We start from the raw sequence: 12,824 nt of genomic DNA on the forward strand, positions 1-12,824 counted from the left end.
GTGGCTGTGCGGCTGGTATAGGGTCTTGATTGACAGGAATCAGGGCAGGACAGGACCGGCATGGTTGCGCTATCGAAGCGGAATGCAGCCCCGCGGAACGTCGCGGCGGCGACCGTCGGCAACGCGCTCGAATTCTACGATTTCACGGTCTATGCGGCCTATGCGACGACGATCGCGCGGGTGTTCTTTCCGGTCGGCAATTCCTTTGTGGGGCTGCTGCTGTCGGTGGCGACTTTCGGCCTGGGGTTCCTGGCGCGGCCGCTGGGGGCCGTGATCATCGGCATCCATTCCGATCGGCGGGGCCGCAAGGCGGCGATGAGCATGACCATCTGGATGATGGCGCTGGGCAGCCTAATGATCGCCGTCCTGCCCGGCTATGACCGGATCGGGGTCCTGGCACCGCTGCTGCTGGTCGTCGCCCGCCTGGTGCAGGGGTTTTCGACGGGCGGCGAGATGGGACCGGCAACGGCCTTTCTGGTGGAAAGCGCCACCGCGCGCCGCATCGCCCTGGCCGGCAGCTGGCAGATCGCCAGCCAGCAGGGCGGCACATTCCTGTCGGGGCTGGTGGGGCTGATGCTGGGCCTGTCGATGTCGCCGGCGGCGGTCGAATCCTGGGGGTGGCGCGTGCCCTTCCTGCTGGGGGTGCTGATCGCGCCGGTCGGCTACTGGATCCGGCATTCGGTTGACGAGACACTGGAACATTCGGTTGCCCTCGATAGCGCAGGGGCGGTGGCGCGCCGGCTGCTGCACGACATGCCCGGGCGCGTCGGGGCGGCGATACTGATCGTCGCCGGGGCGACCGTCGCGCAATATTTCTTCCTCTACGGCACGACCTACGCCATCCGCACCCTGCATTTCCCGGCGGATTTCGCGCGCACGATGAACCTGGTCCTGGGGGGCGTCGGGCTGGCGTTCGCGCTGGCCGGCGGCTGGCTGGCCGATCGCCACGGTGCGCGCGCCGTCGTGGTCGCGGCGCGGCTGGCGATGGCGGCGGCGCTCTATCCCGGTTTCATGGTGGTGATGCATGATCCGCGGCCGGGCGTGTTCCTGGCGGTCCTGGCGATGCTGATGGTGGCGCACGGAATCGCCAGCGGCGCGGCCATCGTCCTTCTGACCGGGCTGTTTCCCATGGAGGTCCGTACGCTCGGGACCGGCCTGTCCTACGCGTTGGGGGTCACGATTTTCGGCGGCACGGCGCAGCTTGTCTTCACCGCGCTGATCGGCCTGACGGGCAGCCCGATGTCCTGGCTTTTCTATATCGTCGCCGTGTCCGTGGTGTCGGTGGCGCCGCTGCTGTCGGGACGGATGGCGCGGATTTTCGACAGTCGGGGCGATGACGTCGCGGCCGCGCGGATGACGGGCTGAACGGTTTCGCGTGTGAACGGCAGGCCGGCCCGCACGTTCAGCTTCCGCGGGCCGGGGGGCATGTATGCGGGTTTGGCGGATGTCCCTTCGGGCCGTGCGCGCCGGCCCGGCCGCGCTCTGAGGGAAGCTGACCGATGCCGCATGACACCCCCCTGATTTCGACGATCGTGGCGGGGCTGGTTCTGGCGTTCGTGTTCGGTGCCCTCGCCAACCGGCTGCGCATGCCGCCGCTTGTCGGCTATCTCGTCGCGGGGATTCTGGTGGGGCCGCACACGCCCGGTTTCGTCGCCGACCAGTCCCTGGCGCCCGAACTGGCCGAACTCGGCGTAATCCTGCTGATGTTCGGTGTCGGGCTTCATTTCTCGCTCAAGGAACTTCTGGCGGTGCGTTTCATCGCCATTCCGGGGGCGATGGCGCAGATCGGGGTCGCCACGGTGCTGGGCTGGGCGCTGGGGGTCGCCATGGGGTGGTCGTCGGCCGGGGGGCTGGTCTTCGGCCTGGCCGTTTCGGTCGCGTCCACCGTCGTGTTGCTCAAAGCGCTGCAGGAGCGCCGTCTGGTGGAGACGGAACGCGGCAGGATCGCCGTCGGCTGGCTGATCGTCGAGGACCTGGTGACGGTCCTGGCGCTGGTGCTGATCCCCGCCCTTGCGAGCACGACGGGACATGGCGGCGTCGCGCGCGATCCGCTCGTGGGGCTCATGGGGCGCGTTCTGGGCTTCGACCCCGGGCTGGCCGGTGTTCTGGCTGTGACGGCGCTGAAGCTGGGGGCCTTCCTGGCGGTGATGCTGCTGATCGGCCGCCGGGGCATCCCCTGGGTGCTGCATCACATTGCCCATACCGGCTCGCGTGAGCTGTTTCGCCTGGGTGTGCTGGCCATAGCCCTTGGCGTGGCGTACGGGGCGGCGAAGCTGTTCGGGGCCTCGCTGGCGCTGGGCGCCTTTTTCGCCGGGACCATCCTGTCGGAAAGCGAACTCAGCCAGCGCGCGGCGCAGGAAAGCCTGCCGCTGCGCGATGCGTTCGCCGTGCTGTTCTTCGTATCGGTGGGCATGCTGTTCGACCCACGGGCGCTGGTCGAAAACCCGCTGCCCCTGCTGGGAACGCTCGCCATCATTCTGGTCGGAAAATCGATCACCGCGTTCCTGATCGTCATCCTCTTCCGGCGCGGTGCGGCCATCGCACTCACCATTTCGGCCAGTCTGGCGCAGATCGGCGAGTTTTCCTTCATCCTCGCCGATATGGGCGTGACGCTGCATCTACTGCCCGAGCAGGGACGCAGCCTGCTGCTGGCGGGGGCCATCATTTCGATCGTCCTGAATCCGATGATCTTCGCCCTGTGCGAACGGGTCATCAGGCCCGCTCTCGAGGCCCGGGTCATCCGGGCCGCGATCGCCTCGGTCGTTCCCCTCGTCCCCGCGCTTCTTCATGCCGAGACGCCGGCGCCGCCCGAGCCGGCCGGCGAGGGCGCCTATCCGGAGGGCGAGGCCGCGCCGACCGAACTGACGGATCATGTGGTGGTGGTGGGGTACGGACGGGTGGGCGGGATCGTGGTCGCAGCACTTCACGAATCGCGGGTGCCGTTCCTGGTGATCGAGGATGCCGACCAGAGCATCGCGCTGCTCCAGAGCCGGGGGATCGAGGTCATCGTCGGCAATGCCGCGTCGCCCGATGTGCTGGCCCTGGCCAATCTTCCGGCGGCCCGCAGCATCGTCGTCGCCATTCCGGGGGCGTTCGAAGCCGGACAGGTGGTCGAACAGGCCCGGGCGCTCAATCCGGCGATCCTTATTATCGGACGCGCCCATTCCGATGCGGAAACCGAACATCTGAGCCGGCTGGGCGCCGACACCGTCATCATGGGAGAACGTGAGATCGCCCGGGGAATGATCGACCGTCTCCGCCGCTCGGCTCCGGCGATCCTGCCGGCGGATGTCGCCTCCCCGCCGTCCCTTGCGGACGGGTGAGGGGCCTCAGGCGTTAAAGGACGCAAATTCGGGGTCGGTCGCGAAGACGCTGTCGTAATACTCGCGATGTTTCAGGTGCGGGGCGGCGTCCTCGTCGACGATGGCCAGGCTGTCCGGATGGAAGTGCAGGGCGGTCGCGCTGATCATCGGGGTGACCGGGCCTTCGACCGCCTGCGCCAGGATGCCGGCCTTGGCCGCCCCCGTGGCCACCAGCACGACCCGCCGGGCTTCCAGGATGGTGCCGACGCCCATGGTCAGCGCCCGCCGGGGAACGGCGTCGATGTCGCGGTCGAACAGCACGGCGTTCTGCCGCCGTGTGCCGGGGGCGAGCGTGATGTCGCGGGTGCGCGAGGTGAAGGACGACAGCGGTTCGTTGAAGCCGATATGCCCGGTCTCGCCGATGCCGACCAGTTGCAGGTCGATACCGCCCGCCCGGCGGATGGCGTCCTCGTACCGCGCGGCCTCGGCCGCCAGATCGGCGGCCGATCCGTCCGGCAGCATCGTGTTTTCGAGGGGGATAGCGATGCGCGAAAACAGATGGTCGTTCATGTAGGCGCGGTACGAATGGGCGCTGCCGGGCGGCAGGCCGATATATTCGTCGAGATTGAACGTGCGGCAACGCGAGAAATCGAGGGCTTCCGCGTGGCCGATTTCGACCAGCGCGTCGTAGACCCGCTCCATCGTGCGGCCGGTGGCCAGCCCCAGCACGCAGTCCGGCCGGGCCTTGAGCAGATCGGCGACCAGGCGGGCCGTCAGGGCCGCGACGGCCCGATCGTCGTTCCGTACCACCAGTTTCATGCGCGTCTGCCCCCGACCATTTCGCTGTGCCGAACAGATATAGGTCTTTCCATGGACTGGACGCACCACCTGCGGCAGATGAACCTGACCGCAACCGCGACGGAGGAGAACCGACCATGACCGATCTTCAGGGGCGGCTTGTCCTGCCGGACCGGGTGATGGCCGGCACCCTGTCGTTCGACGGGGTGATCCGCTCGATCGACGAAGGGGACGGGGCGTCCGGGCGTTACATCCTGCCCGGCTTTATCGACGTCCATGTGCATGGTGGCGACGGCGCCGATACGATGGATGGCGTGGCGGCGATCCGCCGCCTGTCGCGCTTTCATATGGCGCACGGCACCACCACGATCCTGCCCACTACCATCACGCGCCCCTGGCCGGACGTCATGGACGCGCTGCGGGCGGTGGCGGAGGTGCGGCGGGAAGGGTTCGCCGACGGGGACGGCCCGGCCATTCACGGCGCCCACCTGGAAGGGCCGTTCGTCAGCCCGCATCGCCTGGGCGCGCAGCCGCCCTTCGCCATCGCGCCGGACCCCGCGCATGTGCGCGCGGCGCTGGAGGTCGGGATCGTGCGGGTGGTGACCCTGGCGCCCGAACTGGACCATGCCGACACGGCCATCGAATCGTTCGCCGCGGCGGGTGTGCGCGTCAGCATCGGCCACACCACCGCCGGCTTCGAGCAGACCGAACAGGCGATCTGCCGGATTTGCGCGGCCGGCGGGACGGCTGGCGCGACCCATCTGTTCAACGCCATGGGCGGGATCGAGGGGCGCCGGCCTGGCCCGGCGGCGGCGCTGTTCTGCAGCGACGCAGGCTATGCCGAACTGATCTTCGACACGCATCACGTCCATCCCGGCAGTTTCCGTCTGGCGCACCGGGTGATGGGGGAACGCCTGCTGTTCGTCACCGACGCGATGCGCGGCGCCGGGCTGGGCGACGGGCCCAGCCAGTTGGGCGGGCAGGACGTGATGATCCGCGACGGGGTCGCGCGCCTGCCCGACGGCGTGCTGGCCGGCAGCGTGCTGACCCTGGACGTCGCCCTGCGCAACGCCGTGCGGGCCGGTACGCCTGTCACCGACGCGGCGGCGCTGGTCAGCGGAAATGCCGCCCGCTATCTGGGCCTGGACGATCGCGGGGCCCTGCGGCCCGGCCTGCGGGCCGATTTCGTGGTGATGAACGAGGCGTTCGAAATCGAGGAAGTCTGGGTGGAGGGCGTGCGCCGGCGGTAGTGCGTCGGCGGTAATGCGTTGGGGGGCGCGTTATTGCGGCACCAGCGGGGCCGTGGCCTGCCGCGTGGCGCGGTCCTTCAGGACATGCAGCCCGAACAGCAGGATATAGAGATAGGCCGGGATCATGATCCCGGCGAAGACGGCCTGGAAATCGTGGGCCTGCTTCAGGGCCACGAAGATCTGCGGCAGGACGGCCCCGCCCGAGAACGCCATGACCAGATAGGCCGACGCCCGCCCCGTGGCGTTGCCCATGTCCCGGATGGAAATCGGAAACAGGGTGGGCATGATCATGGCGTTGGCCAGCCCCAGCAACGCCACGCAGGCTACGGACGCATAGCCGGCGCTGAGGAACGCGCAGACCGTCAGCAGGATGCCGGTCGCCGCCGACACGACCAGGCAGCGTTCCTGCGACAGCAGGCGGGGCACGCACAGCAGACCACCGACATAGCCCAGCATCATGGCCGCCAGCGTCAGCGAGGTGAAGAATTTGGTGGTATCCAGCGGCAGGCCGAATCCCCGGCCATAGGTGCCGATGGCGTCGCCCGCCATGACCTCGACCCCCACATACAGGAACATGCCCAGCACGCCCAACAGCAGGCGCCCGCGCGGCGCGGCAGGGGTGGGGGCGGCGCGGGCAGGCGCTTCCAGCGCGATGTCCGGCAGGGACGAGCGCCGCACCCAGGCCGCCGCCAGCAGCAGGATCAGCGCCATGCCCAGATAGGGCAGGTAGACGGCATGGGTGAAGCCGTCCAGGATCCGGTCGCGCGCGACGGGGTCGGTCGTGGCGCGGATCCGGTTCGCGACGCCGCCGATATCGCGCATGACCAGCAGGGCCAGGGCGATGGGCGCAACGATGCCGGCGAACTTGTTGCACACGCCCATGATCGCGATGCGCTGGGCCGCGCTTTCGATCGGGCCGAGGATGCTGACATACGGATTGACCGTGATCTGCAGCAGCGACAACCCCGCGCCCAGCACCACCAGGCCGCCCAGCGCGCCGGGGTACCAGCGCAGGCTGATGAACTGGCCGAACAGGACTGCGCCCGCCGACATGACCACCAGGGCCAGCGCCAGTCCCTTCTTCAGCCCCGTCCGCGCGGTGATGAACGAGGCCGGGACCGGGAACAGGAAATAGGACAGGTAGAACACCAGCGGGATCAGGAAGGCGCTGACGTCGCTGATGTCGAACGCGACCTGCACGAACGAGATCAGCGGCCCGTTCAGCCAGGTGACGAAACCGATCATGAAGAACAGGCCGCCCAGCATGACGATGGGCAGCCAGCCGTAAGGGCCGGCGGGGCTTTGGAAACGGGCGGGCATCGGGGGTCGGTCTTTCGGTTCTGCGTGCGCTGCCAGGGAGTGTGCCTCTCCTGCGGGGAAAAGTCTCTCCACTTCTGGAACAGGCCCGGCTGCGCGGGGCCGGACCGTTTGTGCTTCCGAACAATCCCTATAAAGACAGGGGAGGTAAGGAGAGCCCGATGACAGGAAACGACGTTCGCACGCACTGCCCGAAGCAGGCGACGATGCGGGGCCGCAACCATGCGCGGCCGGGCCGTGCCCTGTGGGGCGCGGGCGTCGCATTGGTGGCCCTGCTCTCGGTCGCCGGGGTGGCCCGGGCGGCGTCGGCCCTGATGCCGTACCCCGCATCCGCCCGGTTCGACGTCGGCAGCCTGTCCATTCCGGGGGGCGTGTCGGTGGTCTGGGAGGGCACGCGGACGCCGATGCTGGAACGGGCGGTCGGGCGGTTCAGGGCGCGCCTGGCAGCACTTGGCGGCATTCCGGCGCCGGCCGCCGACGCGCCGGGGGCGGCGACGACGCCACTGCATATCCATGTCGGTGCCGACCCGGCCTACCTGAGCGTCACGGCGCGCGAGGGATACCGGCTGACGGTCGACGCGCACGGCATCGACCTTGCGGCCGACGGGCCGGCCGGCGTGCTGCACGGGCTTGCCACCCTGCTGCAACTGGCGCAGGCCGGCCCGCAGTCCCCCGCGATCGCCTATGTGCGGATCGACGATGCGCCGCGCTTCGCCTGGCGGGGCGTCATGATCGACGTCGCGCGTCATTTCATGACGATCGAGACCCTGAAACGCCAGATCGACGCCATGGAAATGGTGAAGCTGGATGTGCTGCACCTGCATCTGAGCGACGGGCAGGGATTCCGTGTCGAAAGCCGCGTCTTTCCCCGGCTGGCGACGGTGGCCTCCCACGGCCAGTTCTACACGCAGGGGCAGATCCGCGACCTGGTCGCCTATGCGGCGGACCGGGGGATCCGCATCGTGCCGGAATTCGATACGCCGGGCCATGCGTTCGCGCTGCTGCTGGCCTATCCCGACCTGGCGTCGCAGACGCCGGTTCCCGGCGATCGCCATCAGATCAATGTGGCGGCGATCAACCCGACGCTGGAGGACAGCTATCGTTTCCTGCGACGGCTGTATGGCGAAATGGGGCATCTGTTCCCCGATCGCTATTTCCACGCCGGCGGCGACGAGGTCTCGCCCACGCAATGGACGAAGAACGCCGAGATCGCCGCATTCATGCGGCAGCACGGCTTCGCCACGCCGCAGCAATTGCAGGCGGCATTTACCGCGCGGATCCAGAAGATCCTTCAAGATCAAGGAAAGATCATGATGGGATGGGACGAAATCACCGAGGCGTCGATCCCCGACAATGTCGTCATCGAGGCCTGGCGCGGGTCGAAATTCATCGCGTCCGCCACGCGGGCGGGGCATCCGGTGGTGGTGTCGGCGGGCTATTACCTCGACCTGCTGCAACCCGCGTCGGAACATTATCTGGTCGATCCGCTGGACCCGCACGCCAACGGGCTGACGCCCGACCTGGCGGAAAAGCTGCGCCCGAAGCTGGGCGCCATGGTGGACGCCCTGAAGCTGGACCCGTCGGCGACGATGAGCCCGGCCCAGGACAGGCTGGTGATGGGCGGCGAGGCCCCGCTCTGGGCCGAGGTGGTAACCGACGAGATGCTGGATGCCCGGCTTTGGCCCCGGTCCGCCGCCATTGCCGAGCGGTTCTGGTCGCCGGCGTCGGTGCGTGACGTGCCCGACATGTATCGCCGGCTGGCGGTGGTGCAGGACGAATTGTGCGTGACGGGGCTGCAGGCCCAGGCCAATCGCTATCGCATGGCGGCGCGACTGTCGCCCGGCGATGCGGGGCCGGTGCTGACCCTGGCCGATGCGACCAGCCCGATCCGGCATTACGGCCATAATCATTCGGCCGCGCACGGACAGAAGGGGCCGATCGTACAGCAGATGAACACGCTCGGCGACATCGCTGCGCCCGACAGCGCCGGGGCCGAGCGGTTCAGCGACCTGGCGCGCCGTTACGTGGCGGGCGACCATTCGGTTCGTCCGGTGCTGGAAGCCATGCTGACCCGCTGGCGCGATAATGACGCGGCGTTCCAGGCGGTGTCGGCGGGGCGTCCGATCCTGGAAGATGCCCGCCCGGCCTCGCAGGAGCTGAAGGCCCTGGCGCAGGCCGGGCTGGACGCCCTGGCGGGACGGAAAGGGAAGGACTGGCGGGCCGCGACGGGCGCCCTGCTGGCCCGCCAGGATCAGGCGGTGGCGGCGTCGGCCAACATGGTCGTCAGCCATACGGTGGCCCAGCCGCCGGCGGATCTGTTGCAGGACATCACGCCGGGCGTGCGGACCCTGGCGGGGCTGGACTGAGGCCACGCGACGGCGGCATCGCGTCGCCGTCGCCCAGCGGGCGTTGCAGCAGGACGATATCCAGCCAGCGTCCATGCTTGTAGCCGACGGCGTGCAACGTGCCGGCGTTGCGAAAGCCGTGGCGTTCGTGCAGCCGGACGGACGGCAGGTTGTCGCTGTCGCCCACCACCGCCACCATCTGGCGGAAGCCGCGCGCCGTGCAGGCCGCCAGCAGGGCAGCCAGCAACGCTCCGCCGATGCCGCGCCCGGTCATGTCGGGATGCAGGTAGATCGAATCCTCGACCGTGTCGCGATAGGCGGCGCGCACATGGTATGGCCCCGCGTAAGCATATCCGGCGACGATGCCCGCCTGCTCGGCCACCAGGTAGGGGTAGCCCGCCGACACCAGCGTGTGGTGCCGCCGTGTCATGTCGTCCAGCGCGGGCGCCTCGGTCTCGAACGAGGCGGTGCCGTGCTGGACGTGCCAGCCATAGATCGCGGTGATGGCGGGCAGGTCCGTGATCGTCGCCGGCCGGATGGCGGGGCGGAAGGTCGTGTCCGTCATGGGCTGGTCGCTCAGAATCCGACGACGGGATGCGGGATGTACGGGGCTTCCAGCGCCGCGATCTCGGCATCGTCCAGGGTCAGGGACAAGGCGGCCTGCGCGTCGTCCAGATGGCCGGGCTTCGACGCGCCGACGATCGGCGCGGTGACGCCGGGCTGTTGCAGCAGCCAGGCCATGGCGACCTGCGCGCGCGGCACGCCGCGGGCCTGCGCGATGCGGCCGACCGCGTCGATCGTCGCCCGGTCGGCCTGGACGGTCGCGGTATAGAGGGTGCGCGTGACCTTGTCGGTTTCCTGCCGGACGGTGCTGTCGCGCCAGTCCCGGGCCAGCAGGCCGCGCGCCAGCGGGCTCCAGGGCAGGACGCCGATCCCCTGGTCGCGGCAGAAGGGCAGCATTTCACGCTCTTCCTCGCGGTTCAGCAGATTCAGATGGTCCTGCATGGACACGAATTCGGTCCATCCGTTCAGCCGAGCGGTATAGATGGCCTTGGCGAACTGCCAGGCGTACATCGACGACGCGCCGATATAGCGCGCCTTGCCGGCCTTCACGACATCGTGCAGCGCCTCCATCGTTTCCTCGATGGGCGTGTGGGGGTCCCAGCGGTGGATCTGGTACAAATCCACGTAATCGGTGCCCAGGCGGCGCAGGCTGTTGTCGATCTCGCCCAGAATGGCGCGGCGCGACAGGCCGGAGCCGTTCGGGCCGTTCCGCACGGGGAAAAACACCTTGGTCGCCAGCACGATCTCGTCGCGGCGGGCGAAATCGCGGATGGCCCGGCCGACGATTTCCTCGGACGTACCGTCGGAATAGCTGTTGGCGGTGTCCAGGAACGTGATCCCGGCTTCCAGCGCCTGGCGGATCAGGGGGCGGCTGGCCGCCTCGTCCAGGGTCCAGGAATGGTTGCCGCGATCGGGGAGGCCGTAGGTCATGCAGCCCAGGCAGATACGAGAAACCTGAAGGCCGCTGCGGCCCAGCCTTGTATATTCCATGGCGGCAGGTCCTTGTGGCCGATGGAGGGTTGGCGGAAGGCCAGCAGAACGACCCCACCCCTGTCAATCATGCCGCGTCGGTTCCGCCCGGATCCCGGATGCTGCCGCCGAAATCGATCCTATCGGATTCGGCGGACGTTTCTCTCCTGCCTGGCTCTTGCGGCGTCGCCGCATCCGGCACTGGCTGCCGTCAGGGGCCGAGACGCAAATTCGTGCCGGACGGGGGACGGTATTACGTCCTGGCGACGCCGAAGATGTCCTGAAGCTGACGGGCCATGACGGTGGCGTCCACATCCTGCCCGAACCACAGCCTGACGCTGATCACGCCCTGGTTCACCAGCATGCCCAGCCCGTCGAGCGTGGTGCAGCCCTGCGCCTCGGCCGCGCGCAGCAGCGCCGTGCGCGGCGGGTTGGGGATGACGTCGGCGACGACCATCCCGTGGCGCAGGCTGTCGGGGTCGATGTCGGGCATGGCCTCGGCGTCACCGAGGCCGACGGACGTGGCATTGATCAACACGTCGGCGTCCCGCGGGATCGCGAACCGTTCGGTCCAGGGCTGGAAGGTGGCCTCGGCCGCCGTCTTGTCGTTGATCAGGCCTGCGATGTCCTTGCCGCGCGCGGCGTCGCGGTTGACGATCGTCAGGTGACGCGCGCCTGCCAGGGCCAGTTCCACGGCAATGGCGCGTGCCGCCCCGCCGGCGCCGAGCAGGCAGAAATTCTTGCCCTTCGGGTCGGTCACGCCCGAGAGGGATTCCAGGAAGCCCTTGCCGTCGGTGTTTTCGCCGGTCAGCTTGCCGTCGCGGATGACCACGCAATTGACCGCCCCGATGATGGCGGCGGATTCCGCCAGCCCGTCCAGGTGCGCCAGCACCGCGATCTTGTGCGGGATGGAGCAGTTGAACCCGGCCCACCCCATGGCCACGGCGCCCCGGACGGCGTCGGCCAGCCCGTCGGCCTTCACGTCGCAATTGATGTAGCGGGCGTTCATATCGTGGTGCCGATACGCGGCCTCGATCATCGCGACGGTCGGGTTATCGGCGCAGGGCGTGGAGAAGGACCCGGTCAGCGCGGCGAGGAACGTTTGGGACGACATGGCGAAGGCCTCCTGAAAACGCGGGAGACGGCACGAAAAATCTCGTCTCCGGTCGGCCGGCAGGATTGCATAGCTATGCAGGAATGTCACCCGCCATGCCGGGTGCTGCCGCGTTCGACCAGCCGGGTTGGAATGTTCAGCGTGCGCCCGCCCGCCGGCCCCGGCGGGCCGGCCAGGGCCGTGGCCAGCAGGTCGAGGGCGGCCGCCACCATCCGGTCCACCTGCTGGTCGAACGACGTCAGGTCGTAGCTGTGCCATGCCGCCTGCGGGATATCGTCATACCCCACGACCCGCACGTCGGCCGGGACGGACAGGCCCCCCACCTGCCGCAGGGCGTCGATTGCCCCGCAGGCCATCAGGTCGTTGCTGCAGAACAGTCCGTCGGGCGGCGGGGACGCCGACAGCAGGTGGCGGATGGCGTCATACCCGCCCTGATAGGTATCCGATCCCCGCATCGTGGCGGCGGGCGCCAAGCCCCGGGCCGCCAACTGCTCCGTGAAGCCCCGGCCGCGTTCCCGCGACGCCGCGTTGGCGGGGGGGCCGGCCATCCAGGCGGGACGGCGGACGCCGCGATCGGCCAGCAGGTCGGCGGCATCGCGGCCCGCCGCCCGGTTGTCCGACCGCACGGTGGAAATCCATGGCGACGTCAGGCGGGAATTGAAACAGACGATGGGGATCCGCAGGGCCGACAGCGCGTCGGCGGCCTGCCGCGTGCCGACCGCCAGCGCCGTGACGGCGGCATCGACCCGATAGCCCGCAAGCTGATCCAGCGCCGCGTCCAGCGCCAGGGAATCCGCCACCTGGACCAGCAGCACGTGCAGCCCGATGTCGCGCAGGGCCACGGCGAACCGGTCCAGCACCGTGGCGTAGAACGGGTTGTCCAGCCCGCCGACGATCACCCCGACCATGTGCGACCGGCCCGACAGCATGATGGCGGGAATGCGATTGGGGCGGTAGCCCAGCGTCGCGGCCGCCGCCAGCACCTTTTCGCGCGTGCGCGCCGACACGCTGCCGTCCGGCGCGAAGGTGCGCGACACCGCGGATTGCGAGACGCCGGCCAGCCTGGCCACGTCGATGGACGATACCGGGCGGATGATCGGCCCCCTGCCGGATACATGGTCTTGCACCGGCAAAGCATAGAGGCTCATCTGGAGGCGCGGCAAGC

Annotated in this window: 10 protein-coding genes; 4 read left to right on the plus strand and 6 right to left on the minus strand. The window is 68.9% G+C overall.

All coding sequences use genetic code 11. From position 1 onward, the window contains the following. Positions 1-60 precede the first annotated feature (60 nt). Both HLH34_RS00845 and HLH34_RS00850 read left to right on the plus strand, forming a co-directional pair. Complete coding sequence (locus tag HLH34_RS00845) at positions 61-1,365, plus strand: MFS transporter (RefSeq protein ID WP_183117693.1); 1,305 nt, start codon at positions 61-63, stop codon at positions 1,363-1,365. 134 nt (positions 1,366-1,499) lie between these two features. Beyond that, positions 1,500-3,323, plus strand: a complete 1,824-nt coding sequence (locus HLH34_RS00850; RefSeq protein WP_183117694.1) for a cation:proton antiporter domain-containing protein — start codon at positions 1,500-1,502, stop codon at positions 3,321-3,323. Positions 3,324-3,329: 6 nt separating this feature from the next. Here the strand turns inward: HLH34_RS00850 and nagB are convergent, their stop codons facing one another. Then, complete coding sequence (gene nagB, locus HLH34_RS00855; RefSeq protein ID WP_183117695.1) at positions 3,330-4,121, minus strand: glucosamine-6-phosphate deaminase; 792 nt, start codon at positions 4,119-4,121, stop codon at positions 3,330-3,332. A gap of 116 nt (positions 4,122-4,237) precedes the next feature. On the opposite strand from nagB, the gene HLH34_RS00860 reads away from it, so the two are divergent. Continuing rightward, a complete protein-coding gene (locus HLH34_RS00860) occupies positions 4,238-5,350 on the plus strand; it encodes an N-acetylglucosamine-6-phosphate deacetylase (protein WP_183117696.1) in 1,113 nt (370 codons plus the stop codon). A gap of 30 nt (positions 5,351-5,380) precedes the next feature. Here HLH34_RS00860 and gluP read toward each other — a convergent pair whose 3' ends face one another. Further along, positions 5,381-6,670 carry a glucose/galactose MFS transporter gene (gene gluP, locus HLH34_RS00865; RefSeq protein ID WP_183117697.1) on the minus strand — a complete coding sequence of 430 codons (1,290 nt, stop codon included), beginning with the start codon at positions 6,668-6,670 and terminating at the stop codon, positions 5,381-5,383. Between the two features lie 158 nt (positions 6,671-6,828). Here gluP and HLH34_RS00870 point away from each other — a divergent pair, with 158 nt between their 5' ends. Continuing rightward, positions 6,829-9,033, plus strand: a complete 2,205-nt coding sequence (locus tag HLH34_RS00870) for a beta-N-acetylhexosaminidase (RefSeq protein ID WP_244959533.1) — start codon at positions 6,829-6,831, stop codon at positions 9,031-9,033. Here the strand turns inward: HLH34_RS00870 and HLH34_RS00875 are convergent. The 4 genes from HLH34_RS00875 to HLH34_RS00890 form a co-directional block, all read right to left on the minus strand. Then, positions 8,996-9,577: a GNAT family N-acetyltransferase gene (locus HLH34_RS00875; protein ID WP_183117698.1), complete on the minus strand. Its 582-nt coding sequence runs from the start codon at positions 9,575-9,577 to the stop codon at positions 8,996-8,998. The two genes, HLH34_RS00870 and HLH34_RS00875, sit on opposite strands and share 38 nt — an antisense overlap. An 11-nt stretch (positions 9,578-9,588) precedes the next feature. Then, positions 9,589-10,566 carry an aldo/keto reductase gene (locus HLH34_RS00880; protein ID WP_183117699.1) on the minus strand — a complete coding sequence of 326 codons (978 nt, stop codon included), beginning with the start codon at positions 10,564-10,566 and terminating at the stop codon, positions 9,589-9,591. Positions 10,567-10,798: 232 nt separating this feature from the next. Continuing rightward, positions 10,799-11,659, minus strand: a complete 861-nt coding sequence (gene aroE / locus HLH34_RS00885; protein WP_183117700.1) for a shikimate dehydrogenase — start codon at positions 11,657-11,659, stop codon at positions 10,799-10,801. 86 nt (positions 11,660-11,745) lie between these two features. Next, on the minus strand, positions 11,746-12,822 hold the full coding sequence (locus tag HLH34_RS00890) for a LacI family DNA-binding transcriptional regulator (RefSeq protein ID WP_244959534.1): 1,077 nt from the start codon (positions 12,820-12,822) through the stop codon (positions 11,746-11,748). Positions 12,823-12,824 lie beyond the last annotated feature (2 nt).

The sequence above is a fragment of the Gluconacetobacter azotocaptans genome (assembly GCF_014174355.1).
In the GTDB taxonomy this organism is placed as follows: Bacteria; Pseudomonadota; Alphaproteobacteria; order Acetobacterales; family Acetobacteraceae; genus Gluconacetobacter; species Gluconacetobacter azotocaptans.

Excerpts from the sequence above, each read along its gene's own strand:
- HLH34_RS00880 (WP_183117699.1), bottom strand. The coding sequence starts at position 10,566 with ATGGAATATACAAGGCTGGGCCGCAGCGGCCTTCAGGTTTCTCGTATC.
- HLH34_RS00860 (WP_183117696.1), top strand. The coding sequence starts at position 4,238 with ATGACCGATCTTCAGGGGCGGCTTGTCCTGCCGGACCGGGTGATGGCC.
- HLH34_RS00850 (WP_183117694.1), top strand. The coding sequence starts at position 1,500 with ATGCCGCATGACACCCCCCTGATTTCGACGATCGTGGCGGGGCTGGTT.
- aroE (WP_183117700.1), bottom strand. The coding sequence starts at position 11,659 with ATGTCGTCCCAAACGTTCCTCGCCGCGCTGACCGGGTCCTTCTCCACG.
- HLH34_RS00875 (WP_183117698.1), bottom strand. The coding sequence starts at position 9,577 with ATGACGGACACGACCTTCCGCCCCGCCATCCGGCCGGCGACGATCACG.
- gluP (WP_183117697.1), bottom strand. The coding sequence starts at position 6,670 with ATGCCCGCCCGTTTCCAAAGCCCCGCCGGCCCTTACGGCTGGCTGCCC.
- HLH34_RS00870 (WP_244959533.1), top strand. The coding sequence starts at position 6,829 with ATGACAGGAAACGACGTTCGCACGCACTGCCCGAAGCAGGCGACGATG.
- HLH34_RS00845 (WP_183117693.1), top strand. The coding sequence starts at position 61 with ATGGTTGCGCTATCGAAGCGGAATGCAGCCCCGCGGAACGTCGCGGCG.
- nagB (WP_183117695.1), bottom strand. The coding sequence starts at position 4,121 with ATGAAACTGGTGGTACGGAACGACGATCGGGCCGTCGCGGCCCTGACG.